This is a genomic window from Wolbachia endosymbiont (group A) of Lypha dubia, assembly GCF_964028575.1.
Taxonomy (GTDB): domain Bacteria; phylum Pseudomonadota; class Alphaproteobacteria; order Rickettsiales; family Anaplasmataceae; genus Wolbachia; species Wolbachia pipientis.
Genome location: NZ_OZ034796.1, coordinates 392,965 through 410,619 on the forward strand (window position 1 = coordinate 392,965; position 17,655 = coordinate 410,619).

Annotated in this window: 18 protein-coding genes and 1 tRNA gene; 7 read left to right on the forward strand and 12 right to left on the reverse strand. The window is 36.0% G+C overall.

Features of this window, described 5'->3' with window-relative positions; genetic code table 11:
• Positions 1–960: 960 nt before the first annotated feature.
• The 3 genes from tyrS to rsfS are packed head-to-tail and all read right to left on the reverse strand — an operon-like array spanning position 961 to position 2,760.
• On the reverse strand, positions 961–2,211 hold the full coding sequence (tyrS, locus tag ABWU72_RS02085; RefSeq protein WP_155969266.1) for a tyrosine--tRNA ligase: 1,251 nt from the start codon (positions 2,209–2,211) through the stop codon (positions 961–963).
• A 1-nt stretch (position 2,212) separates the two neighbouring features.
• The gene (locus ABWU72_RS02090) at positions 2,213–2,452 is read right to left on the reverse strand and encodes a hypothetical protein (RefSeq protein ID WP_138264847.1); all 240 of its coding nucleotides are present in this window, start codon (positions 2,450–2,452) and stop codon (positions 2,213–2,215) included.
• The gene (gene rsfS, locus ABWU72_RS02095; protein ID WP_006279567.1) at positions 2,443–2,760 is read right to left on the reverse strand and encodes a ribosome silencing factor; all 318 of its coding nucleotides are present in this window, start codon (positions 2,758–2,760) and stop codon (positions 2,443–2,445) included. Before rsfS ends, ABWU72_RS02090 begins: the two co-directional genes overlap by 10 nt.
• Before the next feature lie 179 nt (positions 2,761–2,939).
• Between rsfS and ABWU72_RS02100 the strand changes: the two genes are divergently transcribed.
• Genes ABWU72_RS02100 through ABWU72_RS02110 form a run of 3 tightly spaced genes read left to right on the forward strand, consistent with a single transcriptional unit; the run spans position 2,940 to position 4,802 of the window.
• The gene (locus ABWU72_RS02100; protein WP_022626414.1) at positions 2,940–3,557 is read left to right on the forward strand and encodes an AAA family ATPase; all 618 of its coding nucleotides are present in this window, start codon (positions 2,940–2,942) and stop codon (positions 3,555–3,557) included.
• Positions 3,550–4,038 (forward strand): RNA pyrophosphohydrolase, encoded by a 489-nt coding sequence (locus ABWU72_RS02105; RefSeq protein ID WP_006279569.1) that lies wholly within the window; start codon positions 3,550–3,552, stop codon positions 4,036–4,038. Before ABWU72_RS02100 ends, ABWU72_RS02105 begins: the two co-directional genes overlap by 8 nt.
• Positions 4,035–4,802 (forward strand): TatD family hydrolase, encoded by a 768-nt coding sequence (locus ABWU72_RS02110; protein WP_010082353.1) that lies wholly within the window; start codon positions 4,035–4,037, stop codon positions 4,800–4,802. The genes ABWU72_RS02105 and ABWU72_RS02110 overlap by 4 nt, the downstream gene beginning before the upstream one ends.
• Positions 4,803–4,829: 27 nt before the next feature.
• Here the strand turns inward: ABWU72_RS02110 and mdh are convergent, their stop codons facing one another.
• Genes mdh through ABWU72_RS02145 form a run of 7 tightly spaced genes read right to left on the reverse strand, consistent with a single transcriptional unit; the run spans position 4,830 to position 8,659 of the window.
• Complete coding sequence (mdh, locus tag ABWU72_RS02115) at positions 4,830–5,780, reverse strand: malate dehydrogenase (RefSeq protein ID WP_007548577.1); 951 nt, start codon at positions 5,778–5,780, stop codon at positions 4,830–4,832.
• Between the two features lie 3 nt (positions 5,781–5,783).
• Positions 5,784–6,356: an NADH-quinone oxidoreductase subunit C gene (locus ABWU72_RS02120; RefSeq protein WP_006279573.1), complete on the reverse strand. Its 573-nt coding sequence runs from the start codon at positions 6,354–6,356 to the stop codon at positions 5,784–5,786.
• Positions 6,349–6,855 (reverse strand): NuoB/complex I 20 kDa subunit family protein, encoded by a 507-nt coding sequence (locus ABWU72_RS02125; protein WP_155969268.1) that lies wholly within the window; start codon positions 6,853–6,855, stop codon positions 6,349–6,351. The genes ABWU72_RS02120 and ABWU72_RS02125 overlap by 8 nt, the downstream gene beginning before the upstream one ends.
• A gap of 3 nt (positions 6,856–6,858) precedes the next feature.
• Positions 6,859–7,212: an NADH-quinone oxidoreductase subunit A gene (locus ABWU72_RS02130; RefSeq protein ID WP_006279576.1), complete on the reverse strand. Its 354-nt coding sequence runs from the start codon at positions 7,210–7,212 to the stop codon at positions 6,859–6,861.
• Positions 7,213–7,230: 18 nt separating this feature from the next.
• Positions 7,231–7,599, reverse strand: a complete 369-nt coding sequence (locus tag ABWU72_RS02135) for an HIT domain-containing protein (RefSeq protein ID WP_353283836.1) — start codon at positions 7,597–7,599, stop codon at positions 7,231–7,233.
• A gap of 3 nt (positions 7,600–7,602) precedes the next feature.
• Positions 7,603–7,860 carry a hypothetical protein gene (locus ABWU72_RS02140; protein WP_006279579.1) on the reverse strand — a complete coding sequence of 86 codons (258 nt, stop codon included), beginning with the start codon at positions 7,858–7,860 and terminating at the stop codon, positions 7,603–7,605.
• A 16-nt stretch (positions 7,861–7,876) separates the two neighbouring features.
• Entirely contained in the window at positions 7,877–8,659 is a 783-nt protein-coding gene (locus tag ABWU72_RS02145) for a hypothetical protein (RefSeq protein WP_353283837.1), read from the reverse strand.
• A gap of 183 nt (positions 8,660–8,842) precedes the next feature.
• On the opposite strand from ABWU72_RS02145, the gene ABWU72_RS02150 reads away from it, so the two are divergent.
• Together ABWU72_RS02150 and ABWU72_RS02155 are read left to right on the forward strand one after the other, a co-directional pair.
• Positions 8,843–10,372: a UDP-N-acetylmuramoyl-tripeptide--D-alanyl-D-alanine ligase gene (locus tag ABWU72_RS02150; protein WP_155969272.1), complete on the forward strand. Its 1,530-nt coding sequence runs from the start codon at positions 8,843–8,845 to the stop codon at positions 10,370–10,372.
• A 50-nt stretch (positions 10,373–10,422) separates the two neighbouring features.
• Positions 10,423–11,373: a complex I NDUFA9 subunit family protein gene (locus ABWU72_RS02155; protein WP_213863248.1), complete on the forward strand. Its 951-nt coding sequence runs from the start codon at positions 10,423–10,425 to the stop codon at positions 11,371–11,373.
• 8 nt (positions 11,374–11,381) lie between these two features.
• Here ABWU72_RS02155 and ABWU72_RS02160 read toward each other — a convergent pair.
• Positions 11,382–11,455, reverse strand: a tRNA-Arg gene (locus ABWU72_RS02160).
• Between the two features lie 903 nt (positions 11,456–12,358).
• Here ABWU72_RS02160 and terL point away from each other — a divergent pair.
• Together terL and topA are read left to right on the forward strand one after the other, a co-directional pair.
• On the forward strand, positions 12,359–13,810 hold the full coding sequence (terL, locus tag ABWU72_RS02165; protein ID WP_155969274.1) for a phage terminase large subunit: 1,452 nt from the start codon (positions 12,359–12,361) through the stop codon (positions 13,808–13,810).
• A gap of 276 nt (positions 13,811–14,086) precedes the next feature.
• Positions 14,087–16,537 carry a type I DNA topoisomerase gene (gene topA / locus ABWU72_RS02170; RefSeq protein WP_353283838.1) on the forward strand — a complete coding sequence of 817 codons (2,451 nt, stop codon included), beginning with the start codon at positions 14,087–14,089 and terminating at the stop codon, positions 16,535–16,537.
• A gap of 178 nt (positions 16,538–16,715) precedes the next feature.
• On the opposite strand, the gene ABWU72_RS02175 is transcribed toward topA, so the two are convergent.
• Positions 16,716–17,543 (reverse strand): rhodanese-related sulfurtransferase, encoded by an 828-nt coding sequence (locus ABWU72_RS02175; protein WP_155969276.1) that lies wholly within the window; start codon positions 17,541–17,543, stop codon positions 16,716–16,718.
• Between the last annotated feature and the right edge of the window lie 112 nt (positions 17,544–17,655).

The window sequence follows — 17,655 nt, forward strand, 5'->3', positions numbered from 1 at the left end:
TACCTCCTTTAAAACCCTCAATTTTCTAATATATCCTTTCTTCCATAAAAATTTATTAACTCACCACGACTTTTATATGGCCCTGCGGACAATTTTATAGTGCTATAGCTAACTCAAGAAAGGTTTCCCTACGTCATACCGCGATTCATTCCATAACTGTATGAACATTCATTTTTGAAGGTAAATTGCACAGCAAATGGTGTCATGAAAGTAGCTGACACTGGAATCCAGCCTTGCCGTAATCTCATCAAGAACGTTGTGTTTTAACATAAAACGGCTACTTTTATACTTACCAACTTAATAAAATTCCTGGATCCCAGTGGGCTTTGTTGCATCGCTACTTATGAAAGGCTAACTATAATTAGGATTATAAGCAACCTATTGAAAATCTTGTTTTTTTGCAATCAATCTGATCAAATTTAAGAATAGTAATTTATTATTTATATTAATAAATTTAATTCTATTGAAAATAGCTAAAGCATTGAAATTCTTGAATTTTAGCCGGATTAGTGAGTGGTAGTGAAATTTCTTTTACTCAAATTTAGGTATTCACTGACCGTTCTTGTTATAAATACCAGAATAATAAGCTACTGATATTCTCCACCTTTTTTATCTTTAATCCATCATAGCTAGCGATGCAACAAAGCCATCCCAGTGTCGGCTACTTGGATGACAAGAAGAGGGTACTTGGATAAGAGGCATTGCCCTCCTGGTAGGCCCAAATTGCAATGTCCGTACAGTTATGGATTCATTCGCGGTATAGATTCCGCTAATGAGTAGCGGAATGACGAATTTGTTGTTTTTCAAATTGTAGGTAAACCTAAGCCACTTTAGCTATATATAATAGAATTTCGCTTTCTACTATCTTTCCAGTTGTTTTATACATAATTCTCGAATTTTGAAAATTTGCTCCATATCTAATTTCTCACTTGTATAAAATTTGTTTTCTTACTTCGAGACCTAATCTACCACAACTTTTATATGGCGTTTCTTTCCTGCAGATAATTTTATAAATGGCTGATCTTTAAAGCTTTCGAAATTTATTACATGATCAATATTGTTTACAACATTATCATTAATCTTGCATCCGTTGCCCTGTATTAAACGCTTTGCAGCGCCTTTTGAAAGTTCAAAACCGGTGTCATGTAGTAGGTCTACTAAGGATATGCCGCTTGCAACTTGTTCTTTTTTTATGATGTAATCAGGAAGTAGTGAGCTATCTTCATTCTCAAAAGCAGAAATTGCAGCAAATTGTGCAAGTTCCGCTTCTTTGTCACCATGACATATTTTTGTCACTTCTGTTGCCAAGACCTTTTTTGCTTCATTTATTTCTTGATCCTTTAAAGACTCTAATTTTCTAATCTCATCAATTGGCACATCAGTGAGCAATCTTAAAAAACGTCCAACATCTTGATCATCAACGTTGCGAAAATATTGCCAGTAGTCGTAAGGCTTTAGCATATTATCATCAAGCCACACTGCTCCACTTTCAGTTTTGCCCATTTTTTTTCCTTGTGCATTTAATAAAAGAGGCATGGTAAGGCCAAATAGCTCAGGTAAATTCAACTTTTTTCCAAGTTCAATTCCGTTTACTATATTTCCCCACTGGTCTGACCCTCCAATCTGCAGACGACAATCATATTTTTTGTTTAATTCAATAAAGTCGTAAGCTTGCAATAGCATGTAATTAAATTCCAGAAAGCTTAAGGTTTGCTCTCTATCCAGCCTGGTTTTCACACTATCAAAACTTAGCATACGATTTACAGAAAAATAAGCTCCTATATCACGCAAAAAATCTATGTATTTTATGTTATCCAACCAATCTGCGTTATTTACTATCATTGCACCAGTCTTGCTGTCATTAAAAGACACCATTTTCTCTAATATTCTCCTTATACTGGATGTATTTTGATTGATGTTCTCTACAGGCAAGATGCTTCTTGCTTTATCTTTGAAGGATGGGTCACCAATTTTTGTTGTGCCACCTCCAAGTAAGACTATCGGCTTATAACCAAATTTTTGTAGGTGACAGAGCATCATAATCTGAATTAGGTGACCAGCATGAAGACTTGGTGCTGTGCAATCAAACCCAATGTATGCAACTATATAATTGCTCTGCAATAATAATTGATCTAGTCCTTCAATGTTTGTGCATTGGTATAGGTACCCTCTTTCTTGGATGAAATTTAAAAATTCAGATGCGTGTTTCATTTTATAAACCCCAGTCTATCCTGTCATTAATGCCGAAGGTAACCCTAATAGAGAAGCCAGTGCCCAGACACTGGAACTTAATTATAAACAAGCACACTATGCAACGTTTTCGATGAAATTGCATGAAAAACTGGATTCCAGTGTCAGCTACTTTCATGACACCACTACCTGTGCAGGAGTTGCCTTCAAAATTACAACGTTTGTGCAGTTGTGCACCAGCTATCCAGTCAATCAGTTCCATAACTCTTCTATTTTATAATACTCCCTTACTTCCGGCCTGAATATGTGAACCATTATGCCTTGAAAATTCAAAACCACCCAATTGCCTTCATCCATACCTTCTACATCTATTTTATCATGTGGCTTGAGGCTTTTTATTACGTGCTCAGCTAAAGCTTTAACGTGACGGCTTGAATCACCAGATGCAATAATCATATATTTTGCAATAACGGTTTTATTCTGCACATCAAAAGTTACTATATCATGACCTTTATTTTGATCTATTATCTCTTCAATTGTACTTCTTATCGATTCCATATCGCTAAGCATTGTTTACAGGTTATATGATTCATTTATAATTATATACTCAAAATTTCTAAATATGAACTATTTTCAACGCAACTACTTGTTAAAGGTATTACCTGCATCTATTTTATCATCATGTTTTTAGCATGTACAATGTATATACTTTTTATATAATTGAAAATAGCTTTTTACTAGTATTCATTATGGGCAAGACTCTCATCTACTTAATCGGCTTTCCAGGCAGTGGTAAGTTTACTACTGCAAAGGAACTGTGTAAAATCATTGGTGCAGTAATAGTAAGCAATAATCTATTCAATAATATTATATTTGATATTGTTAAATTACAAAACGCTGAAGTTCCAGATGACCTATGGGAAAAAATTTTTGCAGTTAGGGAAAATGTATTAGCAATACTGGAAAAACACTACGTAAAATCAAAACATTATATATTTACAAATGAATTGATAGAGGGTGATCCCTATGACCAAAGATTATATAACTCAGTGGTAAATTTAAGTAAAAAAATGGACATGGAAATTTTTTCTGTAGTATTACATTGTAATAATGAAAAACTAGTAAGACGTGTCCAATCAGAAGAGAGATATCAGGAAAATAAAATTACTGATCCGGATTTTGCTATAAAGAAAATTGAAGGGAAAAGGCTATTTATACCTGAGGGTTCGCTTGAAATTGATAACTCGAACTTGAGTGCAAAGGAAGTTGCAAAGAAAATTGTTGAAGAGATGAAGAAAGAAAAAAATGGAAAATTAATTAAAACTTCTGTAACAAATCATTTAAAAACAGAGCGTACTCGTGGTTGAGCAGAAAGATAAGTACCGTCCTTGTGTTGGCATAATGCTATTTAACAGACAAGGACATGCCTTTATTGGAAAACGCTTTGATAGCGATTCTTACTGGCAGATGCCACAAGGAGGTGTTGATGATGGTGAGGAACTGGAACAAGCAGCGTTACGTGAGTTGCTAGAGGAGGTTGGTACTAATAAAGTAAAGGTTATAACTAAAAGCAAGGATTGGATATACTACAACTTGCCTGAAGAAGTTATACCAATATGCTGGAATGGAAAATATTCTGGTCAAAAGCAAAGGTGGTTCTTAATGAAGTTTTGCGGAGAGGATGAGGACATTGATATTAATTATACTGGTCATCCAGAGTTCAAAGAGTGGCGTTGGCAAGGTATAGATAGTTTAGTAGCCAGTGCTATATCATTTAAAAAAGAAGTTTATAAAACAGTGATAGAAGAGTTTTCTTCTATAATAAAAGCCTCAACAATAAGCTCATGATAGTAGATTCTCATTGCCACTTGATTTATTTTTCTGACGATGAAATACCAAAAGTAATTTCAAGGGCAGAGCAAAATGGTGTAAAGGTTTTGCATAACATATGCGTAAGCATTGACGATGTTCCTAAGTTATTAAAAATTTCTTCATCCTATGATCAGGTCTACTCCTCTGTTGGTATACATCCGCTTGATGCTGCTATAGAAAACGGTGAGTGTATACATGTTGATGAATTAGTTGAATTTACCAAGAACCAAAAGGTAATTAGTATCGGTGAAACCGGGTTAGATTTTTATAAATCTGACAACAAAGACAATCAGAAAAAAAGTTTTGCATTACATATAGAAGCGTCAAGAATAACTGGACTACCTTTAGTTATTCACACAAGAAGCGCTGATAATGAGATGATCGATATGTTAAGGTCAGAAATGAAAGCCGGTGCTTTTAGTGGAGTAATGCACTGCTTTGCTTCCTCTAAAGAACTTGCTTATCAATCTATAGATTTGGGGTTATATATTTCATTTTCTGGAATTATTACTTTTAAAAATGCGAGCTTACTCAGAGAAATTGCACAAAATGTACCACGCGAGCGTGTTTTAGTCGAAACTGATGCACCATATCTATCACCTGAGCCTTATAGGGGAAAAAAGAATGAACCAGCAATGGTGAAATACGTTGTTGATTGTTTGGCAGAGTTGTGGAATGAGTCACCAGAACAAGTAGCGAAGGTAACCACAAGCAACTTTTTTAGGCTGTTTGAGCTATAAAGAAGCTCTATAAAACCATTAATTTGCTTATGAACCTAAAGATTTCACCAGCTCTCTCACCGAGTTTACAGACTTATTAAACATTTCTTGTTCACTATCATTCATTTTAACTTCTAGGATCTTTTCAATTCCGTTTTTTCCAATAATTACAGGAACACCAATAAACAACTCTTCTACACCATATTCACCATTAAGGTAAGCAGCACATGGTAATATGCGCCTCTTATCTTTTAAATATGATTCTAACATGCATATAGCTGAAGATGCAGGAGCGTAGTATGCAGATCCAGACTTAAGCAGATCAACTATTTCTTTACCGCCATTGCGAGTGCGTTCAACTATTTCATCGACTTTTTTCTGTGTGATAAGACCCATATCGATAATTTGAGTAAGTGGAACTCCAGCAACTGAAGCACAATTGATTAGTGGTACCATAGTGTCGCCATGTCCTCCAAGCACAAAAGCAGATATATCTTCAACTGAGATATTTAACTCACTTGCAAGAAAGTAACGAAAACGGGAAGAATCAAGCACTCCTGCCATGCCAACAATCATATTAGTTGGAAGGTTTGAAAATTTATGCACCACTGAAACCATGGCATCCAAAGGGTTGGTAACCACTATTACAAACGCGTTTGGAGAATATTTTTTAATATTTTCGCCAACCTCCTTCATTACTTTAGCATTGGTTTGCAGGAGGTCATCCCTGCTCATTCCAGGTTTTCTAGCGATGCCAGCGGTTATTATAATTGCATCGGAGTTTTTTATATCTTCATACCTATTTGTGCCAGTAATATTGACATTAAATCCATCAATAGGGGATGATTCTGCTATGTCGAGTGCTTTACCTTGTGGTATTCCATCACTAATATCAAGTAAAACAACATCACCGAGTTCCCTTAGTGCAATCATATGGGTGAGAGTTCCACCGATATTTCCTGCACCGATTAAAGATATTTTTTTTCTTTGTACTGTCATTTTCTACTCCTTTGTATTTACTTTTATGGTTTTACCTTCCCAAGGCGATAAGCTATCAAACATACGAAAATCTTGCGGTAAATCTATAGGATTATACACAACCTTTTTTGTCTCTATATCATATCTTACTTCCTCATAACCAGTGAGAGGGAAATCTTTTAACATTGGATGACCTTTGAATCCATAGTCTGTTAGAATCCTACGCAAATCAGGGTGATCAGAAAACTCTATTCCATACATATCAAACACTTCACGCTCAAACCACAAAGCCGTACTAAATATCTTCGCTACACTTGGAGGCATGTCGCTTTCACATAACTGAAGCTTTATGTGTACTCTAATATTATGCACAATGCTGAGCAGATTGTATATTAGCTCGAAACGCTTCTCTCTATTTGGATAGTCAACCCCAAAAATATCAACTAATAGTTCAAACCTACACTTTTCATCATCACGTAGAAAGAATAGGTACTTTTCAATTTCATCTAAAGTTGAATATATTACAATAATGCCATCATCTTTTTGAATGCACTCGCATTTGGTCTTTTTTTGTATATACTTTGCAGTTTTATCCATTCCGAGTCCGTTTTATTTTGTTTTGTAGGCATAGCATTCCATATAGCAACGCCTCAGCGGTTGGTGGGCATCCAGGGACATACACGTCAACTGGCACAATTCTATCACAGCCTCGGACTACTGAATAAGAGTAATGGTAATAACCACCACCATTTGCACAACTTCCCATGGAAATAACATACTTCGGGTCTGCCATTTGATCATAAACCTTGCGCAATGCTGCTGCCATTTTATTAGTTAGTGTGCCAGCAACAATCATCACATCTGATTGACGTGGGCTTGCACGAAACATTATACCATATCTATCAAGATCATAACGGCTGGATGCAGTATGCATCATCTCAACTGCGCAACATGCAAGACCAAATGTCATTGGCCACAATGAACCAGACCTTGCCCAATTCATTACATAATCTGTTAAATCACCAAATTTAGCGACAAGAAACCCTTCTTTTTTATAACGACCCCAGTCATCATTAGATAGAATTTGATTTGTCATAAACTACTCCCACTCTAATGCACCTTTACACCATTCATAGATAAAACCTATAGTGAGTATTGCAAGAAATACCATCATAGACCAAAATCCACCATAGCTTATCTTAGATAAAGAAACAGCCCAAGGAAAAAGAAAAGCAATTTCTAAGTCAAATATTATAAATAATATTGAAACTAGGTAAAATTTAATGTCAAAATTTTTCCTTGCACTGGATAGTGGATTGAAGCCACACTCATATGTGGAAAGCTTTTCACCATCTGGCTTACTCACTGCAAGAAACATAGGCAATATACCTAAAGCAAAAGATACTACAATTGATACGCAGATAAAGATTACTATGGTTAAATATTCGCTCATTTAACAAAACATATAACACTATGAGTTTACATGCTTTCCTAACTTTTTACCACCTAAAATATGCACGTGAAAGTGTGGTACAACCTGCTCTCCATTTTCACCGTAGTTAGTGACTAATCTATATCCTGTTTTTTCTAGATTATATTTGTGTGCTATCTCTCTTACAGTTTTGAAGAAATCCGCTATTTCCTCTTCAGGAGCTTTTAGAATGAAATCATCATATGAAATATATTGATTTTTTGATATAACTAAAATATGAACTGGTGCGTCAGGGTACTTATCATGAAAAGCTAGTACATTTTCATTTTCATGTACCTTCTCACAAGGTAACTCACCTCTTAATATTTGAGCAAAGATGTTATCGCTACCATAAACTTCATTGCTCATATTTTAAGAGCGACCTTTCCCTCTTTCTTCGTTTTTCTCTACATTAGGTGTAGATAGTGGTTTTATCGCTTCACCAGAAGCATCTTCAAGATTTAAAGAGCTTACAAGTTCCCTTACTTTTACCATGTCCTGCTGTTCTTTCAAAAAGGGTTCTATTCCACTTACCCTTTTTCCAGTAATAACTCCTGGTTGTAAGTGATACATATCCCCAGGAACAGTTAGACTATGATGTCTTTCCTCTATTTTTTTAGCTTCACTCATAATACTCCCCTATAACTTATTTTTGCATTGCACAACTTTGCGACTTACCTGCTTTTATAGCTTCTTGCGCCCATTTTTTCTCACCTGAAGCTATAGTTTCTGAAGGCTGACCAACATCAGACTTCACAACTTTGTCTGATGACTGCTTTTGATCATCATATTCCTTATACAATTTTTCTGCAATACCATACAGCAATTTTAAGTCTGTGTGAACTTTAAATTCTCCGCCAGTAATTTTTGCTAGCTTTTTAAGGTTGCCACCAACTCCTTCAGCTCCTTCAGCAATTTTTTCAAGAGCAAGCTCTTTTATTCTTTTCTCATCAATTCCTGGATTGTTCTTTTTGATGTCTTCAATTATTTTTTTAACATCAACTTCAATTACAACTTTGTTTTCTTCTTTAAAGATAGTTACATTTGGCAGGTTTTGCTTTATTTCACCTAATCGTTCTGGCGTCAAATAGGGTATATCCCCTGTCAGAGTCCTTGATGCTAAAAAAGTTACCTTTCCTGTTCCTTTCTTTTGCTCCATTATTTGGACACCAAGATCCTCACTAGCTTGTGTGGTTTCTATAGGTGGATCATATTCTTCAAGTGGGTTGCCAATAATAGAACGTCCGCCATTTTTTATGTCGTGCCGCATTTCATCCCAGGACTTAAACCAATTCTTTGGCCATATAGGGTACACTGCACCCTTGACTAGAACTTTTACACCTCTACCCAGAAAACTTCCTACTCCCGAAGCTGCATTACCAACTTTAGCTAGTATAGAAGTAGATTTTTCATTTTTTCCTGTGAACATACATACCTCCAAGGTACTTTCTACAACTAAATACATTTTAATTATAGACGAAAAAATTTAAACTTCTATATCCATTATAAGATAGAATTATAGGGATTGCAACCATTATTTGTACATTGTCTAAAACATGTAGTATTTTCGCTACTTTTATTGTTCAATTTATTATAAAGAATACTCTAAATTATGTTTAAATGGAACACAAATAATATCATTGATGCAACTGGCGGAAGAGACGTAAATGGTTGTAATTGGATACATAGCTCAAATATTTCAACGGACACAAGAAGCATAAAAAAAGGTGATTTATTTATTGCCCTCAAGGGAAAGAATTTTGATGGCCATAATTTTTTGCATGAAGCGTTTTTAAAAGGGGCTGTCGCTGCAATAGTGAGTGAGGGTAAATATAAAAGTTTCCCTCTCATGATTGTACAAGATACCCTGAAAGCTTTGCACGATATGGCATCATACTATATTAGAAATGTTCTTGTTGACGCTAAAGTTATTGCAATTACAGGCAGTGTCGGGAAAACTACTACAAAGGATATGCTGCATACTGTTTTATCGCAATATGGAGTGTCCCATGCAAACGAAGGTAACTTAAATAATAATATAGGATTGCCTTTGACAATTCTGAAAGCTCCAAAAAACTGCCAGTACTTAATTCTTGAAATGGGAATGAATAAAGCTGGTGAAATAAAAGAATTATCAAAAATTAGTAATCCGAATATTGCAGTTATTACCAACATCGAACCTGCACATACTGAAAATTTTTCATCACTATTTGACGTTGCACAAGCGAAGTTAGAAATTCTGTATGGTATGAAAAATAACGGTACTTTGGTTTTAAGCAGAGATAATAAATATTATGATTATCTCTCATCACACGCCAATAGAAATGTAATAAGCTTCGGTAAAGATAAAAATGCTGAAGTTTGTTTACTAAACTTAATAAGAAACGATGAATCTTCTGTCATTTCAGCACTATCTTCTGTCATCCCAGTGCTTGACTACTTGGATCCAGGAAGTTCAATTGCAAATGAGCATATCAGACGGTTGTATAATAAAGACTGGATTCCAGCGTCACGCGCTGGAATGACATCAAACCGAGTTGCTAATAGATTAAGTTTAAAAATCAGGCTGAGTGATAATCAAATTATAAACTGTAATTTACGTGTACAAGGTGAGCATTTTGCTTATTCGCTACTTGCTGTTGCAGCAGTTGTGCAAAGCCTCGGACTTGATTTATCAAAATTACCACTTGCACTTAAGAATTTTAGTGTAGCGAAAGGTAGAGGCAATATTCATAAGGTCAAATGCAATAAAAAATATATACATTTAATTGATGACTCCTATAACGCCAGCCCTGCTTCGATGAAAACTGCAATAAAAACTTTGAGTACATATTCTAATCAGAGAAAAGTAGCTTTGCTTGGTGATATGTTGGAACTTGGTGATGAAAGCATAGAGTTTCATACAGATTTGGTTAAGATTATCACAGAAAATAATATAGATAAAGTTTATACAGTTGGTAAATTTATGTTAGAATTGCATGAGCTTTTGCCAGATAATATAAGAGGCACGCATTTTAATGATTCTAATCAATTGAAAAGTGATTTAGCTAACATTATTCAGAATAATGATGCAATTCTAGTTAAAGGCTCACGAGGAATGAAAATGGATCTTATTGTACGGGAATTCGTAATAAAATATTAAGCGAAATCATTGTATTAATTTACAGTAACAAATTATTAGGAACTTTAATTGTGACAAAACGTGTAATTATTTTTGGTGGAACGGGGTTTATAGGGAAACACATCGTAAGACGCTTGGCAGCAGAAGGATATTTAATAAAGATATTCACTCGTAATCAGGAAAAAGCTGCTTGTTTAAAATTGTGTGGCAATTTGGGACAAATATCAATATTTAAAGGCGATTTTTTTGATGAAAAATCAGTTCTGGATGGTATGGAAGAATGTGATGTAGCCATAAACTTAGTGGGAATATTATATGAAGCAAAAAAGCACGATTTTTACGCTGTTCACGTTAAAATAGCTGAAAGGATAGCAAAAGCGGCAAAAATGAAAAATGTACCTATGATGATACATTTTTCTGCTATGGGAATAGAAAATAGCAAGTTGTCAAAATATGCTCAAAGTAAATTGGAAGGTGAAAAAGCTGTAACTTCAGCATTTCAAAAAGCAATAATAATTAGGCCAAGCCTTGTATTTGGTAAAGAAGACAACTTCTTTAATAAATTTGCAAGATTAGCAACTATTCTTCCTTTCTTACCACTAATTGGCAATGGAACAACTAAATTTCAGCCAATATGTGTAACAGACTTAGCTGAAGTGGTATATCGTATTATCAGTTTTAATAAGCAAGACAAGAAAATTTATAACATGGGTGGACCAAAGGTTTACTCTTTCAAAAGCTTATTGAAGTTTATTCTGAATGTTACTAACAGAAAGTGTTTGTTGATCAATGTATCTTTTCCAATGGCAAAGTTAATAGCTTTCTTTTTAGAAAATAAAATTATTTCTATGCTGCTAAAACCAATAACCGGAGATACGAACCCTATGCTTACTCAAGATCAGGTGAAAGTTATGATGAATAGTTCAATCGAAAAGTCAGTTGACCTTGAAACAATGAAGGTTCGACCATTAGCAATTGAAAATGTGGTGCCAGAGTACTTGAAGATTTATAGAAAGTATTGATAAAAGAGTGTGCCCGGTGGGATTCGAACCTACGACCCACAGCTTAGAAGGCTGTTGCTCTATCCAGCTGAGCTACGGGCACACAACATATATAAAATGCTTCTTAGTACACGTGAAGTCAAGTACTTCGTGTGAATATGATGGTTGTGGTAATATCTTGCAACACCTTGTCATTGCAGTTGTGTGTCACACGCTACCGAAATTGGATGCGAGAAGTCTATTTATTTTAGAAAATATTATATAGAAAGTTGCTTGACAAACTCCGCCAGCCCCCTTATCATGATAGTGAAGCTATTGTATTTGCTTTCGCCAATCTGCAGATTAAAAGGTAAGGATTACTTAATGTATCGGCGTCTTATGTTCAATTTTTTGCAGTATATAGATACTGTATGTCTTTACAAAACTTCATCTACATCTAGATTTTTATCTAAATAAGCTGAACGCGCTTATAAAGCGTTACAAGACATCAAAAAATGCCAATACTCGACAGAGATAGTAAAAGACTAGCTAACTCGGGGATTCTTTGTCTTTTTTTCTGCTTAGTAAATTTCTTAAACATTTGCAGCGTAGGTTAGTTGCAATTAAAAGCGGCTGAATCTCGCTTGTCAAGCGTTTAAAACATAAAAAACGCCAATATTTTAAAGCGGATAATAACCACGGGGCTTCTTTTGCCTTTTTTTTTATTTGGTAAATTTCTTAATATTTATAGCTAAACAACAACCGTCATCCCGCTACGTGTTAGCGGCTAAGAGATACCGCGGCGGCATGACCTCGTCATTCCCCTACGTGTTAGCGGGATCTAGAGATACCGCGAATGAATCGCGGTATGACGGTGTAATGATGGTTAAGTATCCCGCTACGTGTTAGCGGGATCTATGTTAAGAGATACCGCGAATGAATCGCGGTATGACGGTTAAGTAGGGTGTCATTCCAGTGCTCCTTTTTTTGTCATCCCAGCGTCACGCGCTGGTTTCAACATTATATCATGAACTTTCTAAAATTCATTGAACTGTGCTTTCAAACGGTAGTGCCGGGGTGTGAGTATAACGATTATCAGTATATAAAAGTCATAGCAGATAGGCTGGAAGCGGCGAGCGCTGGTGAAGTGAAACGAATAATATTCAATATGCCTCCGCGCTCGATGAAGTCCATGTGCATAAGCGTTGCGTGGCCCGCATGGATACTGGGAAACCAACCAACTGCGAGAATAATAGTTGCAAGTTATTCTCAGCGGCTCAGCGAAAAGCACTCGCTCGACACCAGGTGCGTGATGCAGTCTAGTTGGTATAGAGCGCTATTTCCAGAGATAGAACTATCCAAAGACCAGAATACAAAATATAAATTTCAAACAGTGCAGAGAGGATACAGAATCGCAACATCAGTTGGTGGAACACTAACTGGTGAAGGTGGTGATTTTATCATTGTGGACGATCCGCTCAGTTCTGCTCAAGCTTTGAGTGAAACGCTTAGAAAGCGTGCCACAAACTGGTTTGATCAGACTTTAGTAACCAGGCTGAACGATAGAAAAAAAGGAGTCATCGTTCTTGTAATGCACAGGCTACACCAGGAGGACTTAACTGGACACCTTCTCTCCAAGCCAAAAAACATATGGCATCATATTTGTTTGCCAATGATTTCTGAAAATAAGCAGGTTATTTATTCAATCAAAAAGCCAATACCTCCCGTTCCTATCATCCGAGTAGCTCAGCACTGTGCGACCAGGCGATTATATAATAAACCAGCGTCACCTGTAAGGATATTATATTCAAGAGAAGAAGGTCAGTTGTTATATCCCCTCGATGGAGGAAAAGAAGAAGTTGAGATAATAAAAGCTGAACTTGGGAGTTACGCTTTTGCTGCTCAATATCAACAAAACCCTCTGCCGCTTTCAAGTGGTATAGTCAAACGAGAGTGGCTAAAGCGCTATAAAAATGTTCCTGATAATCTCTCGCATGTAACACAAAGTTGGGATACTGCGGTTTCAACAAGTAACATGAGCAACTTTAGTGTCTGCACCACCTGGGCAAAAATAGATAATAAATTCTATTTACTCGACGTATATCGCGCAAAGCTTGAGTATCCAAAGCTTAAAGAACAGGTTTTGTCACTAGCTGCAAGATGGACGCCACACGCAATTTTAATCGAAGCAAAAACAAGTGGTCAACAATTGGTGCAAGAGCTAAAGACAAACAGTGATTTACCGATTATTGAAATAGTGCCACATGATGACAAGCTCACTCGATTTCATCAAATTGTTCCGATTATAGAGTCTGGCAAGGTTTTTCTGCCACATCAAGCAGTATGGCTGAACGATTTTGAGTATGAGATTTTAATGTTCCCAGAAACGCGCCACGACGACCAAGTGGATAGTACCGTGCAATATTTGCAGTGGGTGAGAAACAGTACCTCTAGGGTCGCAGCTTTACGGGCATTGTGATTTGAGAGCAATTTCCACAAGGGAGGATGTCATCCCAGCGCTCCTTTTTTTGTCATGCAAGCAGCTGACACTGGAATCTAGCTTCTCGTTGCTGCTGCGATCATATACTATTGTAATGAGCCTTCAAAGTCACTTAAAAATAGCAACGTCCAAGGGTTTTCTGAAAAGGTCCCACAACCCGGTTCGTAAAATTCACAAGAACCATTAAAATATTTTTTTACTTTTCATTGTATATTTCTCAACATATTATCTTTAAGTACTAAAATAATTAACAATATGGCATTATTAATAGTTGAATCACCTGCGAAAGCAAAGACAATAGGTAAATATTTGAGTAAAGAGTTCAAAGTAGCTGCATCCTTTGGACATGTGAGGGATCTTCCAGCAAAAAACGGCTCTGTCGATCCGGATAATGATTTTGCTATAAAGTATGAAACCATTGAAAAAGCAGAAAAGTATATAAAAGAGTTAGTAAAAGCCGCAAGCAAAACATCAGATATATATCTTGCAACAGACCCAGACAGAGAAGGGGAAGCAATGGCTTGGCATGTGATAGAGACATTAAAAGAAAAGAAAGCAATCAGTAATGAAAACAACATTTATAGAGTAGTCTTTAATGAGATAACAAAAAGAGCAGTTCAAGAGGCTATAAAAAATCCACGTGAAATAAATATGGATTTAGTGCGTGCACAACAAGCACGTAGAGCTTTGGATTATCTAGTTGGGTTTAGTTTGTCACCACTGCTGTGGACAAAATTGTCGGGAAGCAAGTCTGCAGGGCGAGTGCAGTCTGTTGCATTAAAGATTATATGCGAACGAGAAGATGAAATTAGTAAATTTATAACACAGGAGTATTGGAGCATAAAAGCAGAAATGCAAAATAGCAAAGATGAGGCTTTTTTTGCTATGCTAAGCCACTATGACAATAAAAAGCTAGAAAAATTTGATATTAAGAATGAAGAAGAAGCAAAGAACTTAGTCAGGGAGATTGAATCAAGGCAATATGCTGTAAGCACAGTAGAACGCAAGCAAGTTAAGAGAAACCCGCTTCCTCCGTTTATTACTTCAAGTCTTCAGCAAGATGCAGTGAATAAACTGTATTTTAATGTGAAAAGTGTTATGCGCATAGCGCAAAATTTATATGAAGGTATCGATATTGGTGGTGAAACTGTAGGGTTGATAACTTACATGCGTACAGATGGGTTTCATATTGCAGATGAGGCTATAAACTCAATTAGAGGGTCAATTAAGTCATTATATGGTGATAAATATTTACCGCAGTCTCCTCGTAAATATGTAAAAAAGGTCAAAAATGCTCAAGAAGCACATGAAGCAATTCGTCCAACTGATATCAATAGAACGCCGGGTAATATTAAGGATTACTTAACGCCAGAGCAATTTAAATTGTATGATTTAATCTGGAAAAGGACCATTGCAAGTCAAATGGAGTCGGCGATTCTTGATCAAGTGGTAGTCGAAATTAGTTCTACTGACCAGAAAATAATTCTGCGAGCAAGTGGATCAAGTATATTCTTTGATGGTTTTTATAGAGTCTATCAAGATAACATGGAAGCCGAAAATGAAGGCCTGCTACCTGCCATGAAGGAAGGGGAAGCATGCAAGCTGATTTCAGTTGAGCCAAAACAACATTTCACTCAACCGCCACCTCGTTATAGTGAAGCAAGTATCGTAAAAAAAATGGAAGAAATCGGTATAGGTCGACCATCAACTTATGCAACAATTATTTCGGTATTACAAGATCGTGAGTACGTTTCATTGGATAGCAAAAGGTTTATTCCAAGCAGTCGTGGTAAAATCGTTACTATATTTTTAGAAACTTTTTTTCAGCGTTGTGTAGAGTATGATTTCACAGCACAAATGGAAGAAAAGCTTGATTTAATTTCAAATGGACATGCAGATTGGAAAAAAGAATTAGGCCACTTTTGGGTGCCATTTTTTGGTCATGTAAACTCTGTCAAGCAAATGACGCATGATGAAGTTTTCAGCGGCATTCACAATTTGGTAGTCGATTGGTTTTGTTCAGAAGAAGGAAGAAAAGAGGTGAATACAAAATGCCCTGCTTGCTCTGATGGCATATTGAAATTGAACTTTGGAAAAGCCGGGGTGTTCCTTGGATGTTCTAACTATCCTGAATGCAACCATACAAAAGAAATTATGGGCAGTAACGACAATTCAGAATATCCAAAAAGTTTAGGTATAGATGATATAACAAACCAAGAAGTGATGATCAAAAAGGGTCCTTTTGGACTTTATCTGGAGTTTAATAACGAGTTAAAAAAGAAAAAAACGGTTTCCATACCAAAAGATATAAATGTTAATGAGATTGATCTGAGCACCGCTACTCAGTTACTTTCCTTGCCAAAAGTAATCGGAGAACACCCTGAAACCGGAAAGGAAGTAAAAATAGGCCTTGGGCGATTTGGGTACTATATTTTCTATGATGGTAGATACTTTTCTCTTAAGAAAAGCTCCAAAGAGGTGCTAAATACAGAATTGAGCGAAGCTGTACAAATTATTGCAAACAGTCCACGCAAAGAACTAAAGTCTCTCGGGGTTAATGAAAAGGGAAAAGAAGTTTTCATCTGCAACGGTAGGTACGGATTCTATATAAAATGCGGTAAAACAAACGTTGCTTTGGGCAAGAGTGCAGATATTGAGAGTATAGATTTGAAGAAGGCTTTAGAGTTGATTAAGGGTAAGAAATAGACTTCTTGCATAACCATTATCTACGTTAAAAATCAGCTTTTTTGTCATTCCAGCGTGTGACGCTGGAATCTAGAAAAAAAGAACCTGGATGCCAGTGTCTGGGCACTGGCATGACACCCTTTCTGGTAGAGGTTGCTCTCAAATCACAACGTGCATACAACTGCAGCAGTATGATGTTTTATTTATTATAGCTATAACACTGAAGTTTACAATCAGAACAAACCACTTGGCCACGTGGAACTGATTTCAGTTTATCAGTTGAAACTTGATTTGAGCAGAATATGCATTTTATTGTGTTGCTTGGAGTAAGTGAGTTATCAACAGCAATTCTATCATCAAAAACAAAACATTCTCCTTTCCAATTACCATTTTTATTATAAGTTTTTTCAAGGTAAGAAAGAATGCCGCCTTTAAGATGGTAAACATCACTAAATCCAAGGCTTTTCATATATGCTGTAGATTTTTCGCATCTAATCCCACCAGTGCAGTACATAGCCACTTTCAGGTCTTTACTCTCAGAAAATGACTCTGTCCACTGAGGAAACTCACGGAAACATTGTGTGTGTGGATTAATTGCATTCTTAAACTTGCCTAATTTCACTTCATACTCGTTTCGTGTATCTATTACTAAAACGTCAGGTTGAGAAGTAAAATCATCCCAATGCTCTGGATCAACATATTTACCCTTAAGGGAAATATCAAGATTGCTTACACCAAGATTCACAATCTCTCTTTTTAATTTTACCTTCATCTTGCTAAATGGTTGATATTCTGCTGCACTCTCTTTCCATGTAAGGTCCCTTAGCCTATAATCAGAACGTAGAAAATCGAATATTTTATCAATTGCGTTTCTTTCACCAGATATTGTTGCATTAACACCCTCTTCTGCAAGGAGTATAGTGCCCTTTAACTCAACGTTGTTGCATGTAGCTTTTATTTCGTCTTTCATGTCATAATAATTAGAAAGTTCTACAAAATGATAGAAAGTTGCAATGACGAAGCTCATGATTATTCACTTATCAACTAAAAACATGATATACAAAATTATAAAGATATTCAATAGTACGGCTGTTAATTACTGGATATCTTCAGTTTTTACATATAACATTTTAATATAA